General features: G+C 49.0%; 20 protein-coding genes. 8 read left to right on the forward strand and 12 right to left on the reverse strand.

Features of this window, described 5'->3' with window-relative positions; all coding sequences use genetic code 11:
- Positions 1 to 23: 23 nt before the first annotated feature.
- The 3 genes from AC5JLB_RS21775 to AC5JLB_RS21785 all read right to left on the reverse strand — a co-directional run bounded on the left by AC5JLB_RS21775 (position 24) and on the right by AC5JLB_RS21785 (position 4786).
- Positions 24 to 992 carry a glycosyltransferase family 2 protein gene (locus AC5JLB_RS21775; RefSeq protein ID WP_495875920.1) on the reverse strand — a complete coding sequence of 323 codons (969 nt, stop codon included), beginning with the start codon at positions 990 to 992 and terminating at the stop codon, positions 24 to 26.
- A 160-nt stretch (positions 993 to 1152) separates the two neighbouring features.
- Positions 1153 to 2928 carry a penicillin-binding protein 2 gene (gene mrdA / locus AC5JLB_RS21780; protein ID WP_495875921.1) on the reverse strand — a complete coding sequence of 592 codons (1776 nt, stop codon included), beginning with the start codon at positions 2926 to 2928 and terminating at the stop codon, positions 1153 to 1155.
- Between the two features lie 451 nt (positions 2929 to 3379).
- Positions 3380 to 4786, reverse strand: a complete 1407-nt coding sequence (locus AC5JLB_RS21785) for a tRNA nucleotidyltransferase/poly(A) polymerase-related protein (protein ID WP_495875922.1) — start codon at positions 4784 to 4786, stop codon at positions 3380 to 3382.
- Positions 4787 to 4963: 177 nt separating this feature from the next.
- On the opposite strand from AC5JLB_RS21785, the gene AC5JLB_RS21790 reads away from it, so the two are divergent.
- The 6 genes from AC5JLB_RS21790 to AC5JLB_RS21815 all read left to right on the forward strand — a co-directional run bounded on the left by AC5JLB_RS21790 (position 4964) and on the right by AC5JLB_RS21815 (position 11656).
- On the forward strand, positions 4964 to 5212 hold the full coding sequence (locus AC5JLB_RS21790; RefSeq protein WP_495875923.1) for a Ycf34 family protein: 249 nt from the start codon (positions 4964 to 4966) through the stop codon (positions 5210 to 5212).
- A 112-nt stretch (positions 5213 to 5324) separates the two neighbouring features.
- Entirely contained in the window at positions 5325 to 6770 is a 1446-nt protein-coding gene (locus tag AC5JLB_RS21795) for a tetratricopeptide repeat protein (protein ID WP_495875924.1), read from the forward strand.
- Positions 6771 to 6982: 212 nt separating this feature from the next.
- On the forward strand, positions 6983 to 8479 hold the full coding sequence (locus AC5JLB_RS21800) for a site-2 protease family protein (protein ID WP_495875925.1): 1497 nt from the start codon (positions 6983 to 6985) through the stop codon (positions 8477 to 8479).
- A gap of 142 nt (positions 8480 to 8621) precedes the next feature.
- Positions 8622 to 9491, forward strand: a complete 870-nt coding sequence (locus tag AC5JLB_RS21805; RefSeq protein ID WP_495875926.1) for a DUF8738 domain-containing protein — start codon at positions 8622 to 8624, stop codon at positions 9489 to 9491.
- A gap of 95 nt (positions 9492 to 9586) precedes the next feature.
- A complete protein-coding gene (locus AC5JLB_RS21810) occupies positions 9587 to 11236 on the forward strand; it encodes a SpoIIE family protein phosphatase (RefSeq protein WP_495875927.1) in 1650 nt (549 codons plus the stop codon).
- 3 nt (positions 11237 to 11239) lie between these two features.
- Positions 11240 to 11656 carry an ATP-binding protein gene (locus tag AC5JLB_RS21815; RefSeq protein ID WP_495875928.1) on the forward strand — a complete coding sequence of 139 codons (417 nt, stop codon included), beginning with the start codon at positions 11240 to 11242 and terminating at the stop codon, positions 11654 to 11656.
- A 20-nt stretch (positions 11657 to 11676) separates the two neighbouring features.
- Here AC5JLB_RS21815 and AC5JLB_RS21820 read toward each other — a convergent pair whose 3' ends face one another.
- The 4 genes from AC5JLB_RS21820 to plsX form a co-directional block, all read right to left on the reverse strand.
- On the reverse strand, positions 11677 to 12357 hold the full coding sequence (locus tag AC5JLB_RS21820) for a lysophospholipid acyltransferase family protein (protein WP_495875929.1): 681 nt from the start codon (positions 12355 to 12357) through the stop codon (positions 11677 to 11679).
- Between the two features lie 39 nt (positions 12358 to 12396).
- Positions 12397 to 13278: an ACP S-malonyltransferase gene (gene fabD / locus AC5JLB_RS21825; protein WP_495875930.1), complete on the reverse strand. Its 882-nt coding sequence runs from the start codon at positions 13276 to 13278 to the stop codon at positions 12397 to 12399.
- A gap of 70 nt (positions 13279 to 13348) precedes the next feature.
- Positions 13349 to 14353: a beta-ketoacyl-ACP synthase 3 gene (locus tag AC5JLB_RS21830; protein ID WP_495875931.1), complete on the reverse strand. Its 1005-nt coding sequence runs from the start codon at positions 14351 to 14353 to the stop codon at positions 13349 to 13351.
- A gap of 67 nt (positions 14354 to 14420) precedes the next feature.
- The gene (plsX, locus tag AC5JLB_RS21835; RefSeq protein ID WP_495875932.1) at positions 14421 to 15443 is read right to left on the reverse strand and encodes a phosphate acyltransferase PlsX; all 1023 of its coding nucleotides are present in this window, start codon (positions 15441 to 15443) and stop codon (positions 14421 to 14423) included.
- Positions 15444 to 15753: 310 nt separating this feature from the next.
- Here plsX and AC5JLB_RS21840 point away from each other — a divergent pair, with 310 nt between their 5' ends.
- Both AC5JLB_RS21840 and AC5JLB_RS21845 read left to right on the forward strand, forming a co-directional pair.
- Complete coding sequence (locus AC5JLB_RS21840; protein ID WP_495875954.1) at positions 15754 to 17121, forward strand: DUF2079 domain-containing protein; 1368 nt, start codon at positions 15754 to 15756, stop codon at positions 17119 to 17121.
- Between the two features lie 600 nt (positions 17122 to 17721).
- Complete coding sequence (locus AC5JLB_RS21845; RefSeq protein ID WP_495875933.1) at positions 17722 to 18342, forward strand: FHA domain-containing protein; 621 nt, start codon at positions 17722 to 17724, stop codon at positions 18340 to 18342.
- A 56-nt stretch (positions 18343 to 18398) separates the two neighbouring features.
- Here AC5JLB_RS21845 and AC5JLB_RS21850 read toward each other — a convergent pair whose 3' ends face one another.
- The 5 genes from AC5JLB_RS21850 to AC5JLB_RS21870 form a co-directional block, all read right to left on the reverse strand.
- Positions 18399 to 20405, reverse strand: coding sequence for a ribonuclease catalytic domain-containing protein (locus AC5JLB_RS21850; protein WP_495875934.1), 2007 nt, complete (start codon positions 20403 to 20405; stop codon positions 18399 to 18401).
- A gap of 110 nt (positions 20406 to 20515) precedes the next feature.
- A complete protein-coding gene (gene rpsR / locus AC5JLB_RS21855; protein WP_162422596.1) occupies positions 20516 to 20731 on the reverse strand; it encodes a 30S ribosomal protein S18 in 216 nt (71 codons plus the stop codon).
- A 132-nt stretch (positions 20732 to 20863) separates the two neighbouring features.
- Positions 20864 to 21058, reverse strand: coding sequence for a 50S ribosomal protein L33 (gene rpmG, locus AC5JLB_RS21860; RefSeq protein ID WP_495875935.1), 195 nt, complete (start codon positions 21056 to 21058; stop codon positions 20864 to 20866).
- Between the two features lie 345 nt (positions 21059 to 21403).
- Positions 21404 to 22249 carry a cyanophycinase gene (locus AC5JLB_RS21865; protein WP_495875936.1) on the reverse strand — a complete coding sequence of 282 codons (846 nt, stop codon included), beginning with the start codon at positions 22247 to 22249 and terminating at the stop codon, positions 21404 to 21406.
- A gap of 456 nt (positions 22250 to 22705) precedes the next feature.
- Entirely contained in the window at positions 22706 to 22903 is a 198-nt protein-coding gene (locus AC5JLB_RS21870; RefSeq protein ID WP_495875937.1) for a hypothetical protein, read from the reverse strand.
- Between the last annotated feature and the right edge of the window lie 23 nt (positions 22904 to 22926).

A 22926-nucleotide genomic window follows, 5' to 3' on the forward strand; every position in this document is an offset into this window, starting at 1 on the left:
CATCATCCAAAAGATAGTGAGCATTAGTGGTTATCTAGAATCTTGCTGTATTGCTCTAGTAAATAATTTGGCTTCTGTAGAGAAATGAGATAGCCAATGTAGATTAGCGATGCTGACACGAACATAACGGGAATGGCCAAAGGAAAAAAGAAGATATGGCGAGGATCGTTTGCAACCATTTTGTGAAGGCGATCGTAAAACACCTGTATCTTGCCACTAATCCCATTCATCGCTGGATCGTCTAGTTGGTCTTGCTTTTTTCCGCGTCTCAGTAATCGCTTTTGCCAATAATAATCATGACCGATTAATAAAAATCGCCAGAAGAAATGAGCTAAACCATTAGGCGGTGCATGTAGCGTTCTTGCCTGTGGCTGTTTCCAAATCGTGAAGCCTTGTTCTCGAAGATCATGAGCATGAATCACACAATTGCCTCGGTAGAGCGGCAACTGAGTAGGGATAGGATAGCGCAACAAAAACTCTCGGCGAAAGGCAACGTTATTAAGAAAATATTGCTTAGCTGGAGCTAACTCTTTTTGCCCAGAAAATTGAGGAAAAATGTAAGTCATGGCCATTGCAGTTCCATAAATTCCTGCACTGACTGTTGCCGTTTCACCTGCAACAATTTGAATATTTTCTGATTGGTAAAAGGGCTGCAATATTACTTTTAACCAATAGTGTTCGTACAGGCAATCAGAATCATAGAAGACAATAATTTCTCCGGTTGCTAGCTTCGCACCCAGCATTTTGGACTGATAATATCCAGTACCTATAGGCGCTTCGTGAATTTTAATCCAGGGATAAAGATGACACAACTCCTGTAGTAGATCTGCTGGCGCATCGCCACTATCAATTAGGATAACTTCGTTTGCACAAGTGGGGCTAGGCTCTTGAGCAGCCAGTGAAGAGAGCGATCGCGAGAGCCCGTTCAAGTCAGCATTCACCAAGTTTTCTGTTTCTAAGATAATAGAAAAGCTCAGAAGCTCATGATTCACAAACTTACTCCCGCCCAAAAAATCTAAATTCTTAACTGAACAAATATGGCAAGTACACAAGTTTTCCCTTCATACTAATTATATTTGTTCCTCTCATAACAAAAAAGAGATTTTTGGAAATACCCAAAAATCTCTATCCTAGAAATGGATTGGCCATGAATTAAGAATTAGGTTTCTTCTGAGGGCCAAAATAAGCTTTATAGATCTCATGCGCGATCGGAACTGCCGATTCTGCTCCAAATCCGCCATTTTCTACCACAACCGCCACTGCAATCTGTGGATTCTTGACCGGACCATACCCTACATAGACCGCGTTGTCGCGTTGTCCAAGCACTTCAGCCGTTCCGGTTTTACCAGCTGTTGGGGGAATAGAGCCATCGCTAAGCTGACGCGCGGTTCCTTCTTTCACCACTGCAATGAGTCCTTCTCGAATCGCGTTAACTGTGCCTGGATCCATTCCGGTCGCTTCGGGCTGCATCTCAGGCTGAAAGTTTTGGTTGACCATGAGGTGAGGTTTAACTCGCTTACCACCATTGGCGATCGCAGACACCATCACTGCCATCTCGAGCGGCGTCACTTGAACAACACCTTGTCCGATCGCCATACTCACTGTGTCGCCTCCATACCACGGCTCGTTGTAGAGCTTTTGTTTTTGCTCTGGTGTGGGAATCACGCCATGATTGCCCCCCTCAAGCCCCATGTTCGACGATGTTCCAATGCCGAGGTTCTGTCCCCATTTCGCAATTTCTTCGGGACCAGCCGACATGCCGACTTGATAGAAGAACGTGTTGCTGCTGAAGGCAAACGCATCTCGAAAGCCAATCACACCGTAGCCCGCGCCCCCATGTTCGTGGAACAGCGTGCCGCCAATATTAATTGCGCCATAGGTTGGTAGGGTGGAAGTGGGCGAAAACTTACCCGACTCCATTCCTGCTGTCGCCGTCACAATTTTGAATGTGCTTCCCGGTGGATAGCCTTGCAATGCTCGGTTTAACAAGGGCGTGTTTTCGTTTTGAAGCGCGTCCCATTCGGTTTGAGTAATCTTGCGCGTAAACATGTTGGGATCAAACGTTGGACCGCTCGCTAGCACTAATACCGCTCCGGTCTTGATGTCCATTGCCACAACCGCACCGCGCTGATTGTTCAACGCTTTCTCCGCCGCCTGTTGCAGTTTCAAGTCTAAGGTGAGTTGTAAAGGGGAACCTGAAGCAGGTTGCTGTACGCCCAACATGTTCAACTCTTTACCAACAGAGTCCACCTCAATCAAGCGATTGCCCCAAGTTCCGCGCAACACATCATCTGCGATCCGCTCGATTCCCATTCGACCCAGCAGCATTCCGACCGGAAATTCGGGATGGCCTTTGAGATCGTCTTGGGTTGCCTCACCGATATAGCCGATCACATGCGATGCCAAACTGCCATGGGGATAGAATCGGTTCGATTCAGGCTGCATTTCGAGTCCGGGGATCGTTCCGCTTTCAGAAAGGGCAATAAAGCGTTTCTCGTCGAGTTTGCGAAAGATCCGCACAGGCATTGCCGATCGATATCCTCGCTCTTCTATTTTCTTGAGAATTTCTTCGGCAGGCATCCCTAGAAGCTGACTCAATTCTTTAGCGCTTTCCTGCCATTGCTCTTTCGTTTGCTCGCGTGGATAGAGATACACCGATCGCGAGAGTTGACTCGTCGCTAGTGTTTTGCCGTTGCGATCGAGAATATTGCCGCGATCGGCAACAATCGGCAGCGGGCGAATCCGGTTGTTGTCAGCAAGTTGCCGATTGTACTCGCCCTGCACAAGCTGTAGGTAAGCAACGCGAAACAAACAGATGCTAATTAACCCTGTTGCAATCATCAACAACACAATGGCACGAGAGGTGCGGTGCGATCGCGTCCGATTGACCCAATTTTTAGTAGATGCAGATGAAAAGCCTGTCGCCATATGATCTCAACGTCCTTTAATTAAATTTTATGATTGCAACCTACCTAAGGGTAGAGTTTAAAGACATTAAAACTCTTTGAGCAGATTTTTAATCGGTGAGTGAGGGGATCATGACGAGCACGTTAAATTACTCCTCTTGATTGTGGAAACCAACTAAGTTCCTGTCAAATTGGTTTCTTTAATGAAGAAAATTGAGGACTCCCTATTTCTATTATTCCTAGCGGTAGAGACGAATGATTTGTAACAAAGGCAGGATGTTGCTTGACAGCAGAAGTCAAGATTTGAAATGGGTATCTTGTTACCTTCTCTATCCAAGTTTTTCACTCCGGAAGTTTTTGGCAAAAGTCTCGCTACTCTTTACCACAACCGAGAAAACACCGTTCCTCAGAGCGACTATTCAGTATTTACCGATCCCGCGTCGTGTCAAAAAATAAGAATTTGAGGCTATAAGCTAAAAATTCGAGGAATCAGCCGCCAAGAAGGTTTTAGCCAGCGCCAACGCATCATCACGACTTGTAATTTTTTGTTCAGCATGTGCCAGTTGCAGTGCGGCGAGCAGTCGTCCGATAATAGGCCCAGCAGGAATATGCAAGGTCTTCATTAGGTCTTGCCCTGTCACCAAAGCCTTCGGATGGGCGACTGGATCATTGCTGTTTAAAAACCGATGAATTAGGAGAGCGCCTCCTTCGGAATTGCCAGCGCTTAGCCCATCGAAAAACATTCCCGCTGTCATACTTGAGACTTCGTGCACATCCCTTTGGAGCTTGGCAGCGCTAATCGCCAGCAGCATCACCGCTGGAAACGTAATGCCAGCGCTCTGAAAGAAGAAATACTGCTCTGCCAGCGTCCACTTGGAGCAAGGATTAGCAGGCTGAAATGCAGGCGATGCTTTGATCACCATACTTGCGGCCTGGATTTCTGCCCGACTGTATTTCAGCCGCCATAGCTGCCCTTCTGCAGTTTGGGGATCGCTTGAGAGCAGGCTAGCAAGCTTGGCGATCGTAATCCAAGTTCGGGCTGATCCCGACGCTTTTGGCTCCATTCGGGATTTTCCGGCTGTCGCACCACGGACTCCGCCCACCAGTTCTGCCCAAAATTCTACCCAAGTTTCTTGAATCACGACGGTAGTTTGATCGATCGCCGCAATTCGGCGCAATCCTTCATCGGTCGCGTCGGGGAACCAATCATTCAGTAAGCCATCTTCCCAAGCGCTCCGCAGCCAAGGCGTTCCTTTTACCGTGCTGAGCAGGTAATTTAGTTCTGATTGGACCCGCTCTGCCGCAATGTGGCGTAACTGCGGGGCAAGCTGGCGAATGGCGTGCTGCGTGTCTTGATCTAGCGTAAATCCGAGTTGAGACGCTTGACGATAGGCACGCAGCAACCGTAAGGGATCTTCCTGCAAATTCTCAGCACAAATCATGCGGAGGCGTTTGCGCTGCAAATCTTCGTAACCCCCAAGTGGGTCAAGCAACTCTGCTGTGTGCGGATTGTATGCGATCGCATTGACGGTAAAATCGCGTCGCCGCAAATCTGCTTCTAGAGAAGCTCCTACCTGTAGCGCAAAATCAGCCGTTCCTTGCTCAAACACGACCCGCGCAATCTGACGTTCTGCATCAAGCAGCACAAATCCGGCTCGATAGTGGCGGGCGATCGCGGTTGCCGTTTCGACCGCATCGCTGGGCAACACAAAATCGAGATCTAAATACTCTGATTCTCGACCGAGCAGGGCGTCTCGGACTGTCCCTCCTACCAAACAAGCTGCCTTCGGCAGCCACTTGATGCTGAAGGGCCATTTCCGAGGAGACAGCACCGAGGAGTCGGATAACACGTTTAGTTGATACTCGTTCAGAACAGTCAATGGTCGATCAATCCGTAGGTAATTTAGACTTAGTGAAGCAACAAAATTTGGGGTTCAACCTCTGCTGTTTCCGCAACATAAATCAACCAATAGTGAGTGATTTAATGGTTGTGCCTGAGCTAGAGTAGCAGAAATAGAGAGGATCTCGATTCTATTTGAAGCAGAGAGACTAGAACCATGTGTATTTGCATCAATTGCCATTACGTCGATCGCTGCACGACCTACAACGCAGTAGAAACGCAGCACCAGCAAGTTCATTTGACCGAAACGCCCGATTTTGAGGCAACTGAGCCAACGATCAATGTTAACATCCGCGATCGCGGTGACTACATCGAAATGGAGTGGGATGTAGTTGGCTGCCTCAGCTTCAAAGAGGAATCAGGAAAGTGGGTGAAACTCCGTCCGGGTGAGTTAGTGCCAACTTAGTAGCAACTTAAAATAGCAGTGCAGCGTCAGCGAGATATCTAAAATGCAACTCGATGGCTAGTTATGGGAATCCTGAGAGGGAAGTTTAAAAATCCCATAGCGTTGGAGAGCCATGCGCTTCATTCGTCACACTCGATCTCAGGTTGCAATTGCCTCGCGCTTTGCGCTGACCGCTCTTACTACAATCAGTATGATTGCTGCTGTTGGCGGCCTAGCTTCCGCTGAAACGACTCAGCCACCGGCCAAGACCATCGAACTTTCAAAAGTTATTCAAGAAGCTCAAAATTTTTACAATCAGGGAGAAAGCAAGGCCCGCAGCGCCCGCTATCGTGAGGCGCTAGAGGACTATAACCAAGCGATCCAACGCAATCCGAGCTTGAGTGGCGCGTTTGTCGGACGGGGTATGGTACGGGCACGGCTTGGCGATCGTGAAGGGGCAATGCAAGACCTCAATCACGCGGCCACAATGAACCCAGCCGATGCGATCGTTTACGCTCATCGCGGTGGCGTTCGCTATAACTCAGGCAGCATGGAAGCCGCAATCAACGATCTGAGCAAGGCAATTGAGCTTGATCCGACTTTGGCAGCGGCCTATGTGAATCGAGGTTACATCAAATCGCAGTCTCAAGATACGAGCGGCGCGATCGCAGATTTTGAGAAAGCTCTACAAGTCCAGCCGACTTATGCTCCAGCCCTCTTAAATAGGGGGTATGTCAAATTTAATCAGGGCGATCGCACGGGCGCGTTAGATGACCTAAATCAAGCCATCAAGCTTCAGTCCAATTATGCGGAAGCCTTTCTGATTCGAGGAACCTTGCGTCACGATATGGGCGAAGACGCCGTTGCGATCGAGGACATCAGCCAAGCGATTCGCCTCAAGCCCAACTACATTGCCGCTTACTTCAGCCGCGCGGCTACAAATTCTAAAATGGGCAATTTAGAAGCGGCTCAAGCCGATTATACGCAAGTCATTCAACTCAGTCCTGATCAGCCTGAGACGTTCCATCAACGGGGTTTGATTCGAGCGGCGTTAGGCGATGAGTCCGGCGCAATGGACGATTATAATCAAGCACTTCGCCTGAAATCAGACTATGCCGATGTTCTGAAAAGTCGAGGCGATCTGCGGGGTATCATGGGCGACAAACCAGGCGCGATCGCAGATTACGATCAAGCCCTTTTAGCGCAACCTACCCTGACCACTGCTTATGCTGCACGGGCTTCAGTGCGATCTCAGCTAGGCGATAAACAAGGTGCGTTTGCCGATTACACACAAGCAGTAAATTACAACACTAACGATCCCAAGGCTTACGAGGCGCGGGGCAAAGCCCGGATGCAACTCGGCGACCTGCAGGGCGCGATCGAGGATTTCAATCAGACGCTCCGGCTCAATGTCAATAGCGCTGAAGCTTATTACAATCGCGGCATGTTACTTGCCCGCTCTGGCGATCGTCAAGCCGCGTTCCTGGATCTCCAGAAGGCGGCAGAGCTTTACCGCCAAGATAGTAATGCCGAGGGCTACCGCAACTCGCTCAGCAATCTAAACAGCATGAAGCAATAATTTGTTGGTTGGACAACACGCTGCTGAAATTGTGTAGAGATAGTTTTATGGACTGTCTCTACACAATTTTTGTGATGTCTCGCTTTCTCCCTTTAGAAGACCCCGCGTTCGGTATACAGTAGAACTGAAGATGTTCCACTGATAGAACTGTAAACGCTGCACTGAGACTGAATTTAATCAAGGTCAGCACTGTCTTACAGGGGTTTAATAGTATGATTACTGCCCTAACCGTATTAGTCGCTATAGCTGTCTTGGGCTGGGGGTTTAACCGCGCTCGACCCTATGGAAAGATAGGCATTTTAGCGTGGCTCCAGTCTGTGGTCTTGATGGCTCCTTGGCTGCTCTTTTTTGGACTATTTGCTGTTGGAATCTATTTAAATCTTGCTGGGATGCTGCTGTTATTTATTGCATCTACAGCCTCCTATATTTTTATTGGACGCCAGCTAAGAGCCGCTGGGCAAGATGTTTTATCGAAACGAGCGGCAACCCTCGCCAATCCAAACCTAGAACCTAACGGGGACTCCCCTTCTCAAGCGGCACTGAGCGAGCAGCAAGCCGTAGAAAAAGTCGCAGAAGCGCTTCAACCTCCCGAAGTTTTACCGATTCCGGCAGAAGATTTGCAAACCATCAAAGAAATCTTTGGAATTGATACATTTTTTGTAACTGAAACAACGCCCTATCAAGAAGGAGCTATCTTTCAAGGCAATTTGCGGGGCGAGGTTGAGCCTACCTTCACTAGGCTGTCGAAGAGTTTAGAAGAACGGGTCGGCGATCGCTACCATCTCTTTCTGGTTGAAAATCCCCAAGGAAAGCCAGTGGTGGTTGTTTTACCCAGTAAAAATGATCCAAAGCCGTCTACTCTAACGCAGAAGCTGCTGGCACTCGTTTTGTTTATCGCAACGATCGCTACAAGCTTAGAAACAGGGGGAATTCTATTAGGATTTGACTTCTACAGCTCCATTGATCGCTATCGGGAAGTATTACCCATTAGCATAGGGCTGCTGGCAATCTTGGGAATTCATGAACTAGGTCACTGGCTCATGGCGCGCCGCTATCAGGTTCGATTGAGTCTGCCCTATTTCATTCCGACTTGGCAAATTGGCTCATTCGGCGCAATTACGCGATTTGAATCATTTCTGCCAAGCCGCAGCGCCTTATTTGATATCGCGATCGCGGGTCCTGCTGCTGGAGGGATTCTATCGCTAGGAATGCTGATTACCGGACTGTCTCTTTCTAATGCCGATAGTCTATTCAAAGTGCCAACCCAGTTTTTTGAAGGGTCGATCTTGATCGGAACCTTGGCACGGGTGCTTTTAGGAACGGCTGTTCAACAACCCATTGTCGCTATTCATCCCTTAGTCGTTCTCGGTTGGATTGGGTTAGTGATTACTGCTATCAATGTCATGCCTGCTGGACAGTTAGACGGCGGCAGAATTGTTCAAGCGATTTACGGACGCAAAACCGCTAATAGAACCACGGTTGCTACTATTTTGGTCCTCGGAATTGCTTCCCTCGTAAACCCATTAGCCTTGTATTGGGCAATCGTCATTGTGGTATTGCAACGCAGCCTTGAGCGTCCAAGCTTTAACGAACTGACAGAACCGGACGACGCACGAGCCGCCCTTGGGTTACTAGCGTTATTCTTAATGATTACAATTCTGCTGCCGCTAACGCCCAGCCTTGCAGGACGACTAGGAATTGGTGGTTAGTTTGGATAGTTGGTTTGATTGTGCAATCGGGCTAACTTGTCCACTTTGTTAAATTTCTTGCTTACTAAATAAACACCTGTCCCGGAACCTTGCCCTGCGCTGGTGTCGTCATAACTAGTACCTACTCTTTCAGAATTTTCCCATGCGTCCTAGTTCTTCTGCCAAGCTTCTTGCCGCGATCGCGCTTGTTGGAGCGTTGTCTCTCATGACCGGAATGCCATTGCTTCAACCTGCTTCGGCGAATCCCCTCAAGCAATCTTCCGAAGTCAAGAAACTGAGTAATTCATCTGAAGACGCTACTGCTCGTCCGGTCAACGCCTCTCGCTCTTCAATGGCTCCGATCCGGGTGACCAATGCGATTCTACAAGACATTACTCGAAAATCCGACGTTTCCCGTTCATCGTTAAAAATCATCCAAGTTGAGCCTCGCACTTGGAGCAATGGCTGTCTGGGCTTAGCAGAACCCGGAGTACTCTGCACCCAAGCGCTAGTTGACGGTTGGTGGGTGCGCGTTGAAGGCGAGAACCAAGCATGGACGTATCGCAGCGATCGTCAAGGTTCCGTGATCAAGCTTGAACCCTCGACCCGCACGAGCCAACTTAATCCGACTCGCTTGGGAGACGACGAACTTCCGAAACCATTGGAGCGAGGAACCGTTTTTCGCGTCATCACAAGCGGCGGCTTCGCTGGGCAAACGGCTCAAACCGTTTTATTAGCTGATGGACGGCTCCTTCACGCCAGAATGAGAGCCAACGGAACCTACGCTCCAACCAAGGTCTACCGCCTCTCTCCTCAGCAGCTACAGCCCTTTCAGAAGATGCTAGAGCAAGCTCATTTGGAGCAATTTGATCGGCTCAGCTATCCTGCAAAGCCAGGTTCTGCTGATTTCTTTACCGTCACGCTTACGAGTCCAGCGGCAACGGTTCAATACTCTGACTCAGTTCAAAATCAACTTCCCAGTCCTCTCCAAACTGTCATCCAGAGCTGGCAAAACCTGGCTCAATCAAACTAGTTTTCAGCTTGCGCCTCTGCCCCAGCCGTTCGTTCAACCCCTAGAAAGGGAACACTTTACCCAGAGTTTATGAGCTCTAAGGAGTGAGGAATGGCATGAGACGGGAATCAAAGCCCAAGCTTAAACTCATGATCGTAGATGACGAGCCAGATAACCTTGATCTGCTCTATCGCACGTTCCGGCGGGACTATGACGTGGTTAGAGCAACGAGCGCGATCGAGGCTCTCAAACTGCTGGATGATCATGGCGAGATGGCAATTATTATTTCTGATCAACGGATGCCCGAAATGCTCGGCACTGAGTTTCTCAGCAGAACCGTCGATCGCTTCCCAGACACAATTCGGATTGTTCTCACGGGATACACCGATCTTGAAGATTTGGTGGATGCCATCAATGCAGGTAAAGTTTTCAAATACATCACAAAGCCTTGGAAGCCTCAGCAACTTCAAGTCGTGATCGAGCAGGCAACCGAAACTTACCGTGTTATCAAACAACGCACCGAAGATTTAAAGCGCGCCCTGCGGCGGGAATCACTCTTTAATGCCATCACTTCCGCCATTCGCAGTTCTCTAAACTATCAGAGTATGCTGCAAACAATCGTGGAGACCTTGGGGCAGGCGTTTGAAGCGACCTGTAGCATGCTCCACCCGGTAGAAGGAGATGTGCTACTCTCTCAATCGGCCATTTTTTGCTCCACGAGTTGCCGAGACGAAGATTGCGATGCAGATCGCAAGTCTGCTCTGATTCAATCGGTTCTCAAGCAACACCAGACGGGAATGGAGCCATCTAGTCAAGGTGAGCAAGCGCCTCATCTTGCTGTTCCGCTCACGTATCAACAAGGGTTACTAGCGATTCTCTCGTTGCATCGAGGAGTTGATACTCCTTTGTGGTCGAAAGAAGATATTCATCTCATTGAAGAAGTAGCAGAACAAGCCGCGCTCGCTATTTCGCAAGCACAACTCTATCAGCGTACCCAACAGCAAGCAGAGCAGATTCGCGTAGAGTTAGGAGTCGCCCGCCAGATTCAAAGCAATCTCCTACGTCAGACATTGCCCGATGTGGAGGAGTTTAAAGTTCAAGCGTGCTGTCATCCGGCAAGCGAAGTGGGCGGCGATTTTTTTGAGGTATATCAGCATCCCCATGGCGATGTTTGGTTAGCGGTTGGGGATGTGTCTGGAAAAGGGGTTCCAGCCGCCTTGTTTATGGCAAGCGCCATTTCGGTCTTACGACGAGAATTAGCTCAAGAAGCGCCGCCAGAACCAGATGAAGTGATGCGAAATCTCAACAGCATTTTAGTAAATGACCTAGTTAGTGCAAATTGCTTTATCACCTTAGTTCTTGCCCGCTATAGCCCAGATACAAAACAACTGGTATACGCCAATGCTGGACATATTTATCCGCTAGTCTGGTCAAACCGAACCGAACCTGCTGAGCCGAATTACCTGAAAGTTCGCGGAGTACCGCTCGGTATTCTACCAACTTGGAGGGCGACCGCAGGTCATCTGGCGCTTCAACCTGGCGAAGTGTTGCTACTGACAAGCGATGGTATTACAGAAGCAACTGTTTATAGTGAGTCTCCTTCAGGAGGATGTGGAACGGGTTCGATGCTGAGAGAAACTGGACTATGGCAATTATTACAGCAAACAAGGGAATGCTTAGATTTAAAGCAACTTCTCAGTCGCATTCAAGCCCAAACTGCTATTCAGGAAGATGACCAGACGATTCTTTCTCTGGAGGTTCTGTAATTTATGAGAACTGAGCTTCAGATCCCGAGTGATATAAAATTCCTTAACGTGGCTGAGACTTGGCTCCTTGGTACGCTGGAAGTTGAAATTGGCGATCAAGTCGATTGGTCACGTCAATCGACTCGATTGCGCCTTGCCTTAGTCGAGGCATACTCAAATGTTGTGCGTCACGCTCACCGCGATCAGCCGACGCTTCCCGTGATTCTGCGGTTGGAATTGAGAAACCGAGAGTTTGCCTTAGAAATTTGGGATCATGGCGCGGGCTACGACCTATCTACCTATCTTGCTCCTTCTCCGCAAGAGATGCAGGAACATGGCTATGGATGGCTCATTCTCAATCGACTGATGGATCGCGTGGAATATCGTCTCCAGGTCAACGGTCGAAATTGTTTGAAGCTTGAAGCTAGTTTTTCAGATTAGGGCAATCCCGTGTGCCAGCATTAGCGACCTAAGTCAAGCAAGGCATTAATGGTTTCGGCACAGCGACTAGTAACGGCTTCCAGTTCAGCGCGATCGCTCGATTGCGGCGGCAAAATGATCTCTCCAATCCGAATGGTCACAGGCACAGGACGCGGAATGGTAGAGCCTTTTTTAAAGACTTGATCGGTTCCCCACAAGCTAACGGGTAAGAGTGGAGAATTTGTTTTGGCAGCAATCCATGCCGCCCCGAGTTTTGGATCAGTAATGCGCCCGTCAAGGGTGCGAGTGCCATCAAGAAATACGCCCGTTGCCCAGCCCGATTTAATTGATGCGATCGCGGCTTTCATCGCAGCGCGGTCAGCGCTCCCTCGCTTCACAGGATACGCTCCATACGCCTGAATGGCTTGCTTCAGAACTGGAATCTGAAATAGCTCTTCTTTTGCCATGTAGGCTACAGGACGCCCTACCGCGCACGATAGTAACGGAGGGTCAAAATCGCTGGCATGATTGCTGACAACGAGTAATCGTCCGCAGCGAGGTACATGGTCTGCGCCATGAATGTGCCCCCGGAAATAGCCGTGGAGGACGGGAGCGACAACAGACCATTTAAACAGGTGATAGAGAGCTAGACTGATGAACGGTTCGCGCTGAGGTTCAAGATTTGAAGACTGGGGGGATGGTTCTATAGAATTGGGGGTCATAGGTATTGGGTAGGGGGAGTGTGACTCCTAGCGTCCCCACTAAGCAGGTAAGTCTGCAACACTACTAATATTTTCTAAACCTAACTCAGGGCAGCTACGCTTGATAATGCCTGTTAAAACTTTACCAGGTCCGACCTCAATCACACGACTGACGCCTTGCTGAGGAAACTCTAGTGAGATCTCGCGCCACCGGACAGAACCCGTCATCTGACGACTGAGCCGATCTTTGAGCGCCACCGCGTCAGTGCTGGGAGTTGGGTCAACATTCGATAATACTGGAACTTGAGCCGTTTGAAATTCAACCTGATCGAGAACGGTGTTGAACTGAGCAGCGGCATCTGCCATCAGCGGAGAGTGGAAGGCCCCACTCACATTGAGACGGGCTGCGCGTTTCGCCTTGACTTGACCTAAAACCAATTCAACCGCGTCGGGCGTTCCAGAAATAACGACCTGTCCAGAATTATTGTCATTGGCAAGAACGGCGTCGGGCGTTTGAGCAAGAATAGCGTCGAGTTGAGCGCGATCGCAGCCTAATAATGCTGCCATCATGCCATCTGAGGCAGTGTCCATCAATTCGGCTCGGCGTTGAATCAGGCGCAGTCCAGATTCAAAATCAAAGACGCCTGCGGTGTAGAGAGCGGCGTATTCTCCTAAACTGTGACCTGCTACATAATCAGGGCGATGTCCTTGAGCATTGAGCAGGTCTGCTAGAACCGTTTCAACGACGTACATACAAGGCTGCGTGTAGCGCGTTTGAGAAACCTTGTCGTCTTCGTTCTGACAGGTTTCAATAACAGACCAGCCTAAAATTTGCTCAGCCTGCTCAAATCGCGCCTTTGCGGATGGCAGATCCAGTAAATCGATGCCCATGCCAATTGCCTGAGATCCTTGCCCAGGGAATACCCATGCAGTTTTCGTCATTAGTGGTTCTACAGTGTGATGGATAGAAAAGTGATGGATAGGGATCTGTCAGAGTGCATCTGTCGAGGAACTAATCGAACCGTCCCCATTGAAAGAGCGTCGCTCCCCACGTCAAGCCTGCGCCGAACCCAGACGCCGCGATCGTATCTCCGGGTTTGACCTGTCCGTGGCGCACGGCTTGATCTAACGCTAGGGGAATCGACGCCGCCGACGTATTGCCGTATTGTGCCAGATTGCTAATGACTTTATGGGAAGGGATATGAAGTCGGGTGGCAACGGCATCTAAAATTCGCTGGTTGGCTTGGTGCAGCAGGAGCCAATCGACCTGTTCAACGGTTAGATTTGCCCGAAATAGAGCCTTTTCGATCACCTCGGGAACTCGCTTGACGGCAAAGCGATAGACATCTTGCCCGTTCATCGTGATTGGATTGAATGTACCCTGTGCGATTGCTACATCTTCCAATAAAGGTTTTGGTTGGCTCTCATACGACAAATTGAGACACTTATTAAGCATGCCATCGCTGCGAAGCTCAAACGCGAGCAAGCGATCGACCTCGGTTGCCTGCATTACAACTGCACCTGCACCATCGCCAAATAGAACGCATGTGCGTCGATCTGTCCAATCAACCCAGCGGGAGAGAATGTCTGCCCCAATCAACAACACATTTTGGTAAACACCAGTGCGGATGTACTGTGCGGCAGTCACCATGCCAAAGACAAAACCAGAACAGGCAGCCGTGAGGTCAAACGCTACGGCTCTAGACGCTCCGATTTCTGCCTGAACTCGACAGGCAGTGCCAAACAAATCGTCCGGAGTGGACGTTGCCAGGAGAATCAGATCGACATCCATTGCGGTAATGCCTGCCATTGCGATCGCGCTCTTTGCCGCCTCTGCCGCAAGCTCAGCTAGGGAGCCATCAGGCGGCGCTAACCGTCGGTGACGAATGCCCGTCCGCGAGGCAATCCAGTCATCCGATGTCTCCACGATTTGACTGAGTTGAGTATTGTCAACAGACACAGCGGGAGTTGCCGATCCGCAGCCTGTAATTGCTAGTCCTAACCCTGAGTGTTCCAAGGTTCTTTACTCCATCTTTGCAGGGCAATAGTTCAGACGCCGTGCGTCTTCGTGGGAAATCAGTGGCTCAGCTACTCACGGCGGTTTTTTCATAGCTAGACCGAATGCGATCTAACACCCGATTGTCGATCGCATCTTTTGCCAATCGAGCGGCGTTAAAAATCGTCGGCGCTTGAGAACTGCCGTGGCTAATAATGCAAACTCCCGCTACACCAAGCAAGAGTCCACCGCCATGCTCAGCGTGATCCATCCGTTGTTTAATCCGCTTGAGATTGGGACGCAAGAGCGAAACGCCTGCTTTACCGTGCAAGCCTCTTGGAAGTTCTTCCCGAAGAATTTGCAGTGCCACTTCTCCAACGGCTTCTGCAAATTTGAGCAGAACGTTTCCAGCAAAGCCGTCGCAGACAATCACATCAAAATGCCCTGACAGCACATCTCGCCCTTCCGCATTGCCAATAAAGGGAATGGCCGGATTCTCTTGCAGCAGTTGGTGGGTCTGAATCGCTAATTCGTTCCCTTTATTCGGTTCTTCACCAATGTTGAGCAAGCCAACTTTTGGATCGGGATTCCCCAAAACATACTGAGAATAAATGGTTCCCATGAGCGCGAATTGCTCTAGAAACTTGGGACGACAATCGACATTTGCTCCAACATCTAAAATTAGAACTGGCTTTCCGGCAATCAGCGTCGGCAACACCGCCCCGATCGCTGGACGATCGATTCCGGGTAGACGACCGAGACGCAGCAGCGCAGCCGCCATGGCCGCACCCGAATGTCCCGCCGATACCACCGCATCGGCTCGACCCTTTTTCACCAGATCCATGGCCACATTAATGGATGCTTTAGGCTTGCGACGCAAGGCCGTGAGCGGCTCTTCTTCCATTTCGATCGTTCCTTCAGCAGGAACAATTTCAATCAGAGAAGTTTGCGCGTGTTGCTTGAGAGCGGCTTCTACTTGTTGGGCCTCGCCAACTAGTAAAACCTCTGCCTCCAATTCTTCTTGTGCCCGGAGCGCTCCAGCCACGATTTCAGCAGGAGCGTTGTCGCCTCCCATGGCATCAATTGCAATTCGTACCCGCGTTGATCCCATTAGCTAAGTTTGTAAAAACCTTACAAATTCTATCAGACAGCCTTCCCTTCATAGCTCCTTCAATCGGGTAGAAGGGAAAGTTACTTTATTGTCGCTCACTAGAGGACAAATAAGGAAGGGACTGTAGAAGTTAGGACGTAGGAACGACATCGCAAGCTCCGAAAAATACGACTAAATTCTCCTAAACTGCACTTAGCCCTTTATCCGTTTCTCGCGGCTTGTTTACATCACAATCCGTTTCCTGATCATGCATGCTCCCTGGAAAAAGCGCCTTTTACTTCTTGATCTCCCCTGGCAAGTCGGCGTGATAATGACGATTGCGGCTCTCATTCTCTTTGTTTGCAGCAGCTTCCGCCATGAGCTATTTCAATCTACAGCGTTGGATTTGGGCTATTTTGACCAGGCAATTTACCTCATTAGCCAAGGTTTGCCCCCCGTTGTGTCTTTTTGGGGATACCACGTCATGGGGGGACACGCGGATTGGATCATTTACGGGATTGCGGGGTTCTATAAGCTGTATCCCAGTGTCTACTGGCTATTTGCAATTCAGGCGCTTTCATTAGCAGGAGGAGCGTTACCGAGTTGGCATTTGGCGCGACAAGCCGGATTAGAGGTATCGCAGGCAACCGCGATCGCGTTGGTTTACCTGCTCTATCCACTGGTTTTCAATCTCAATTTGTTTGATTTTCACCCTGAAGTGATCGCGCTACCGCTTCTGCTGGGGGCAGTTTGGGCAGCAAAAGGCAACCGGACGGGCTGGTTTACGCTCTGTGTTGTGATAATTCTAGGTTGCCGGGATGCGCTTTCAATTACAGTGGCAGCGATGGGGCTATGGTTAATTATCTTTGAGCAAAAAAGAATTTGTGGTGCGATCGCGCTGAGTCTGGGAACGGCGTGGTTTTTGATTGCCACTCAGGTTGTCATTCCTTATTTTCGGCCTTTGGGAGTTGAGTCAGTGACGCGATACGCCTATTTAGGCAACTCTTTATCTGACGTGATCGCGAATCTTTTTCTAAAGCCAGGACTGATTCTAGGCAAGGTTTTTTCGCTTGATACAGCTATTTACTTGGCACTGATCGGTATTCCGTTTCTGTGGGGTATTTCTAGCCGTCATCTTCTACCACTCTTGCCTGCGCTACCAACCTTCCTCATCAATGTTTTGTCGGACTCGCCCGCTCAACGAGATTTGCTGCATCAATATTCGCTTCCTGCTGTGCCGTTTCTTTTACTAGCGGCGATCGCAAGTCTTGCGGCTGGATCTGCCTGGTTTAGAAAACCGCGTTGGATTGTCCTTTGGGCATTGGTTAGCTTTTTAGCCTTGGCAAAGTACACGTTTTTTGGTTCGCTTTATTTAACACGATTAAGTAGCCTGTCAGCAACGCAAGAAGCGATTAGCACGATCCACCAAATCGAAGAACGTCGTGCTAAAGAATCTGTTTTGACAACAAGCTACATTGCGCCTCATCTAACCCACCGAGTAGCGCTAGAGTACACCAAACTTGTTGCGCCGCCTAATCGCTTAGATCCATTTCGGTATGTGCTTTTGAACCTTCAAGATCCAGGTTGGGCGAGTAGCCCAGAATTAGCGCAGGCTCTTCTCCAAAAAGCTCAGAATGACCCGATGTTTCGACTAGAGTATCAGCGCGATCGCGTCTACTTATTCATCAACCAATCCTAAGTATAAATAATTCATGGAAGTAGATAGAAAATTAGCTTTATATATTTTTGAAGCGACGAATCTTCTAGCTTAATTGCCTCTTCGCTTTGTATTAATACTTGAGTAATATTACTGGAATCCTTATTTAGAAGAAGTGTCTGTGGTAGCAAATTTCATCAGGAATTCAGAAAGAGAATTGATTTCAGTCCTCATGTAAAGCTTCTGAGAAGAAGGCAGTGCAGCCTATTGTCACTTGTACAGAGAATGGTGTTTATTCTACTTAACACAAGTAAGCTCACACAAAAGGGTGAGAACGGCTCCAGTTCAACCTATCTGCTTTCATCCAAACGGGATTTTTCAAGTTTCGCTACTACCTATTAACCTGGCAGCATTTGATTTACCATCCGAATCGCTCTCACCCTGGCTATCTCCCGCAGGAGAGGGAACAACAGTCCACTCCTTTCTCCTAGGGGAGAAGGGTTGAGGATGAGGGTAGTAGTAATATCAATGCTAATGATTGCCGAGTGAATAGCTGAAGCTTGTCAGCTTGATGGTGACAGATATTTAAAGTTTGGTTGTTCGGCTTGTTGGCACAGTACGGTTACTTCTCAAATAGGCATTATGTTAAATCCGTCACCGTCTAGTCAGGAAGAGGATTGTTATGACAATTCAGAGCCGCGATCGTTCGGAGCTTCGTGCAGCGAATCGCACCGCTTTCTCAACAAGCATTCTGCCACTTCTCGATCGCTTCCTGCGGATCTTGACTATAGCGTGGAGCAGTTGTCTACCTTAGTTGAGCCATTTTTAGAACCACCCAGTCAGTGTACGACCCCCTATTTCATCCAAGCGGCAACGACAGGAAAAACGACATTTTTGACAACAAATCTAGCAGAAACTAGAGAGGCTAAGGTGACTGCGGTTTCACCTGTGCTGCGTTCTGCCCTAACGGCTTCTACCTGGCTGATTGGCCGCAGTCATAATTGTGCAATTACTGTTTTAGACCGATCTATTTCACGCTGTCACGCGGTGATCGGGCATCATCCTGTGCAGGGCTTTTATGTAATGGATGTGGGTAGCACCAACGGGACATTTCTCAATCGACAGCGTTTGCCAATCTTAGAACGCCGCGTGTTGCAAGATGGCGATCTAATTGCGTTTAGCCATCTGCAGATCGAGTTTTTTATGGTCAGTACTAAAAAAGAATCTGATCAGAGCGATCGCACAATTTTTATTCAATCCTGATAACAGGCATACCAAGCGATCAGTCTGTCAGAATGCAGTCATCTTAGAAGTGCAACTTAGCCAACTGCTTGTGCCGCTACCTCTTGGAACCGAATTTCATCCTGACGCGGATCGACGCGGCTGACCTTCAGCAGAATTTGATCGCCCGGCGCGATCGTCCGGTTGAGCAGAACGGGCAACTCCAGCGCCAAATCTTCTAACAAAACGAGGGCTAAGCCTTCGTGTTCTCGTAGCCAGCGCAACATCAACGCTTGCCAAACTTGATCCGCATGACGGCGCAAGAATTCTAGTCCCCAGTATCGGTTCGTTTGACGCTCAACTAAGACCGCTTCATACGCAGTACTGCCGATCGTTAGCATCAGTTCTTTCACGGTCTCCTCTGAAAAGGGAGGAACGTCGCCCCGCAAATGCGCCTTGATCTGAAAGTGAGCCAACAGATCGCTATACCGACGAATGGGAGAAGTGACTTGGGCATAAGTGTCTAGACCCAAACTAGCGTGGCGAGCTGCCGTCACCGTCACTTCACTGCGCGGCATGCAGCGACGAATTGCACAAGCGCGGACTGGGCCTGCCGGAAGCAAGAGAAGCTCTTCTTCGGAGGGAAGATCGGGCTGTGGCTGAGAGCGGAACGGAAGCGGCAGGCTGTGGGTCTGAGCGTAACGAGCGGCGACTTCCCCTGCCAAGATCATCATTTCTGCCACTAGCTGCCGAGAAATGGAATCCTCCAACACCTCGATCGTCACCTCTTCGTCCTGCACCTTGATTGAGGATTCGGGCATGTGAATTGTAATCGAGCCTTGGGATTGCCTCCATGCCTGCCGTCGCTTTGCCCACCTAGCGATCGCTTCTAATTCCGATTCTGCCTGCACACCCCACTGCACCATTTCATCGACATCTTCATAGGTGAGGCGATAGGTCGATTTGATTAAACTGGCGTGGATGCTGTAGTCCTCAACCGCCCCTGACTCATCCAAAATTACACTAAAGCTCAAGGCGCAGGATGTTTTTCCTGGATTGAGGCTCATCGGCCCTGTTGCTAGTTCAGACGGAAACATGGGAATCATGCCCGTCGGCAAATAAATTGTCGTGCTGCGGCGACGAGCTTCTAAATCAAGCTCGTCGCCTGGCGTCAGCCATCGGGTTGGGTCAGCAATGTGAATCCACAGTCGCTCTCGACCATCTGGCAAAATTTCTAGGCTTAACCCGTCATCAATCTCGCGGGTACTTTCATCATCAATTGTGTAGACCTTTAACTGCGTTAGATCGAGGCGATCGCGGTCTAAATCATCGGGCGGAAACTCCAAACGCTGATGCGACACTTGCAGAACCTGGGTAGAAAACGCTGTAGGAACTTGGCTGCGCCGCAACGCAAGATTTTCGTGAGGACTCCACATCCCAAGTTCAACGAGAAGCGCCAGCGCACCTTGAGGGGTTTCATGACGCTTGAGAGCTGCCAAAGTTTCCAGCGCGGGAGTGCGATTGGTCGCTTCCTCGCCAAAGGTCGCAAATCGCTCCAGCGAATCGAGGCGCGGACGATCACTCGGTTGCCACTCGACCGTTTCGCTTGTTGTGGCATGCTGCACTCGCTCTAAGAAGCTTTGCCATTCTCGCTGGCGTTGCGCCTCTGCTTCCCCTTGGTGTTTCAGTTCGGCGACTTGAGCAGCAGGACGAGGTTCGTAGCGATCGCCCTTCTGTTTAAAGTAAATTTTATCGTCGCTGAGAAGATGATGGGCAGCATAGCAGAGTGCAGCGCTCTGTTCGGAAAAGAGCAGCAAGGCCATCTCGCTAGGGTTAACGCTGTCCCCCATTTCATTCAGGATCTCCCACGCGACTTCCAAACTTGACGGATCGAGGTAGGGCTGAATCGTCTGGAGAAAGTGAGGAATATCGGAAGGCTTATAGGTTTGGTTTGAAATCTCGTATTCGATCTGACGAGGATGAAGGGTGTGATGTTGACCGCGTTCATCAATCACAATCCAGTGCTTTTTGCCTTCCGGACGCTCAGCGATCGCAAGGCGGCGGTCTCCGTTGGCGCGAAATTCGACTAAAGTTCCCTTCTCCATGGAGGTCGTTGAGGTGTTATGTGTTAAATGCTACTAGTCAACAAAGTGAAGTGCCTTTGGTTTTAAAGAACCAAATTCACATCCTAACACCTTAACAACACTCCACGGACTTAACCTTCTTGGTTAATAAAAGGCAACAGCGCAACAATTCTGGCTCGTTTGATGGCGACGGTTAAATCTCGCTGCTGCTTAGCGGTTAGGCCAGTGATGCGACGAGGCAAGATTTTACCGCGTTCTGTGATGAATTTACGCAGAAGATCAACGTCTTTGTAGTCGATCGGATCACCTGGTTTGATGGGAGAGACGCGACGGCGGAAGTAACTCATGGTTCGACAATACGATAAGAGGTCAATGGGCGGTAGTCAGCAGGATAATCTTGCAAACTACGGGCAAAAACGAATCGCTTTTGCTGACAACAAGCAGGCTATTAGATACTGCTAGCTATTTGATTTTTCAGGCTATTTAATTTCCTTGTGGTCGGTGTGTTTGTTGCAGTGCGGGCAGAATTTTTTCAATTCTAAACGCGCTGTGGTATTCCGACGGTTCTTCATGGTGGTATAGCGAGAAACACCCGGAGAACGCTTAGCTGGATTGGTTCTACACTCAGTGCATTCCAGCGTAATCACAATTCTTACGCCTTTGTTTTTAGCCATAATTTCAGCAGCTTTGAGAAGATGATGTCAAGACACGAATATCCATTATTCCACAGGACAGTTGAGTTGAGCAAACATTTGACTAAAAGCGAAGATTAGCGCTCAACGACTTTCTCTTTAAAGCATTGCCAAGATTCAAAATCAGTAGCGTTCACCTTGGCTCAGGAATTCTAGAATTGCACGATCGCAGAGCGCGATTACCAAAGGGAATTCGCTGCACAAACCGTAAGTGATGCTAAAGATGAACGAGAGAAGCGATCGCTAAATGCGATCGCTTCTCTCGTTCATCTTCATTAATTAAGCTTCATTGATTAAGCCAGTGAGTGTTTCACTCAGACAGGCCGTTTAGGTCATTGGCGATCGCTTCTCTAAATCAAATTTGTATCCGTCCGGCAGAATATGCAGCGTGGCTCCGCACATCGCTAATGGCTCGTCTTTTAATAATTCATCAACATTGTTGTGAGTGATGTTGGCAATATCAACAATGGTCACGGCTCCTTCACCAATGACTTCTAGCTCCTTGCCGTTGACCGCGATCGCAGTATTTTCGTCGATACCAAATCCTAGATTGACGGGTTGTTGCGCTACCGCAGATAGCAAACGCCCTAATCTACCGCGTTGAGCAAAATGCTGATCAATGATCACACCGGGCAAAAATCCCATGCCCCGATCCATGTTGACAACTTCCATCCGGGGGTTAGTTTCCGACTCACCTTCGACGATCATCATATCGGGCATCATTGCAGCTCCAGCACTCGTGCCCGCAATCACAATGCCTTCTGAGAATCGTTTGTGCAAGGTTGTGTCAAGTTGTGTATCCTTCATGCACTCCGTAATGCGAGCTTGGTTACCTCCTGTGAAAAAGACGCCTGTAGCTTGGGTAATAGTCTCTAAGGCTCTAGCATCATCTGCATCTTCGCGCCTTGCTGTGTCAACAACCTGCACGTCTTCAACACCCAACCGCTCGAAAATGCGCATGTATTGCTCACCCACTTCACCAGGCAGGCCAGTCGCTACTGTCATTACAGCAATTCGAGCCTGAAGTCCTCCTGCTCGTCGCACAAACTCCCGAAGGATTTTACAGTCTCCTTCTTTGTCCTCCGCTCCTCCAATGATAACTAGCTGCCCGTAGGTTTCAGGCAATGCTACATTCTCGGTTGCTTCTACGATGGGTTCTGAATTCGCTACCATGTTGTTTCCTACGCCGTGCCCTATGTGTCGTCCAGTCTGTCTCTCAATAAATCACAGAGACGAAATGGTTAATAACACCCGTTTGGTAGAGATTAAGACATAAATTTGTAGGTCTTTATGCTAGTGGTCTTTATGCTAATTAAGTTGAGCTTAATCAGCTACCAAAAAAGCGGGACTTAAGTTACGAACTTGACCCGCTTTACTCATTAATTTTACGATTCTCTGTTAATTTTTTTATGGTTAGAACTGGCTCACTCAGCTCCTAACTTTGCCAATCTTGAAGCATCCAGTGTGATTGCATAAGTCATATCTTACTGATGCTCACAAGAAAATACTCAATCCTAACTACACCCTGTTATATGTAAGTTGCAATCTGTGCAAACGCTGATGTTTCACTTAATAGCAAATTTCTGATTGAGTACCAGTGCTAGTTGCGTAGATGAAGTAACGTAGCCGCTAAGGGCACTCAATCAGATTAGATAGGAACGACCGAGCTTGCTCTAACGATAAGTGCCTTGGCTTACCCTGGTAAACGATCTGATACTCGTTTGAGTATTCTCCGTCTCCATATCCAGAGATTAGGTGATGGTGAAATGCATACTCAGCGAGATGCTGCACTTCACCTCTAAGAGTGGCGTCTGTTGCAGTACTCATAATTTTGCTTCCTCTTTGAACTT

Source organism: Myxacorys chilensis (assembly GCF_059505265.1).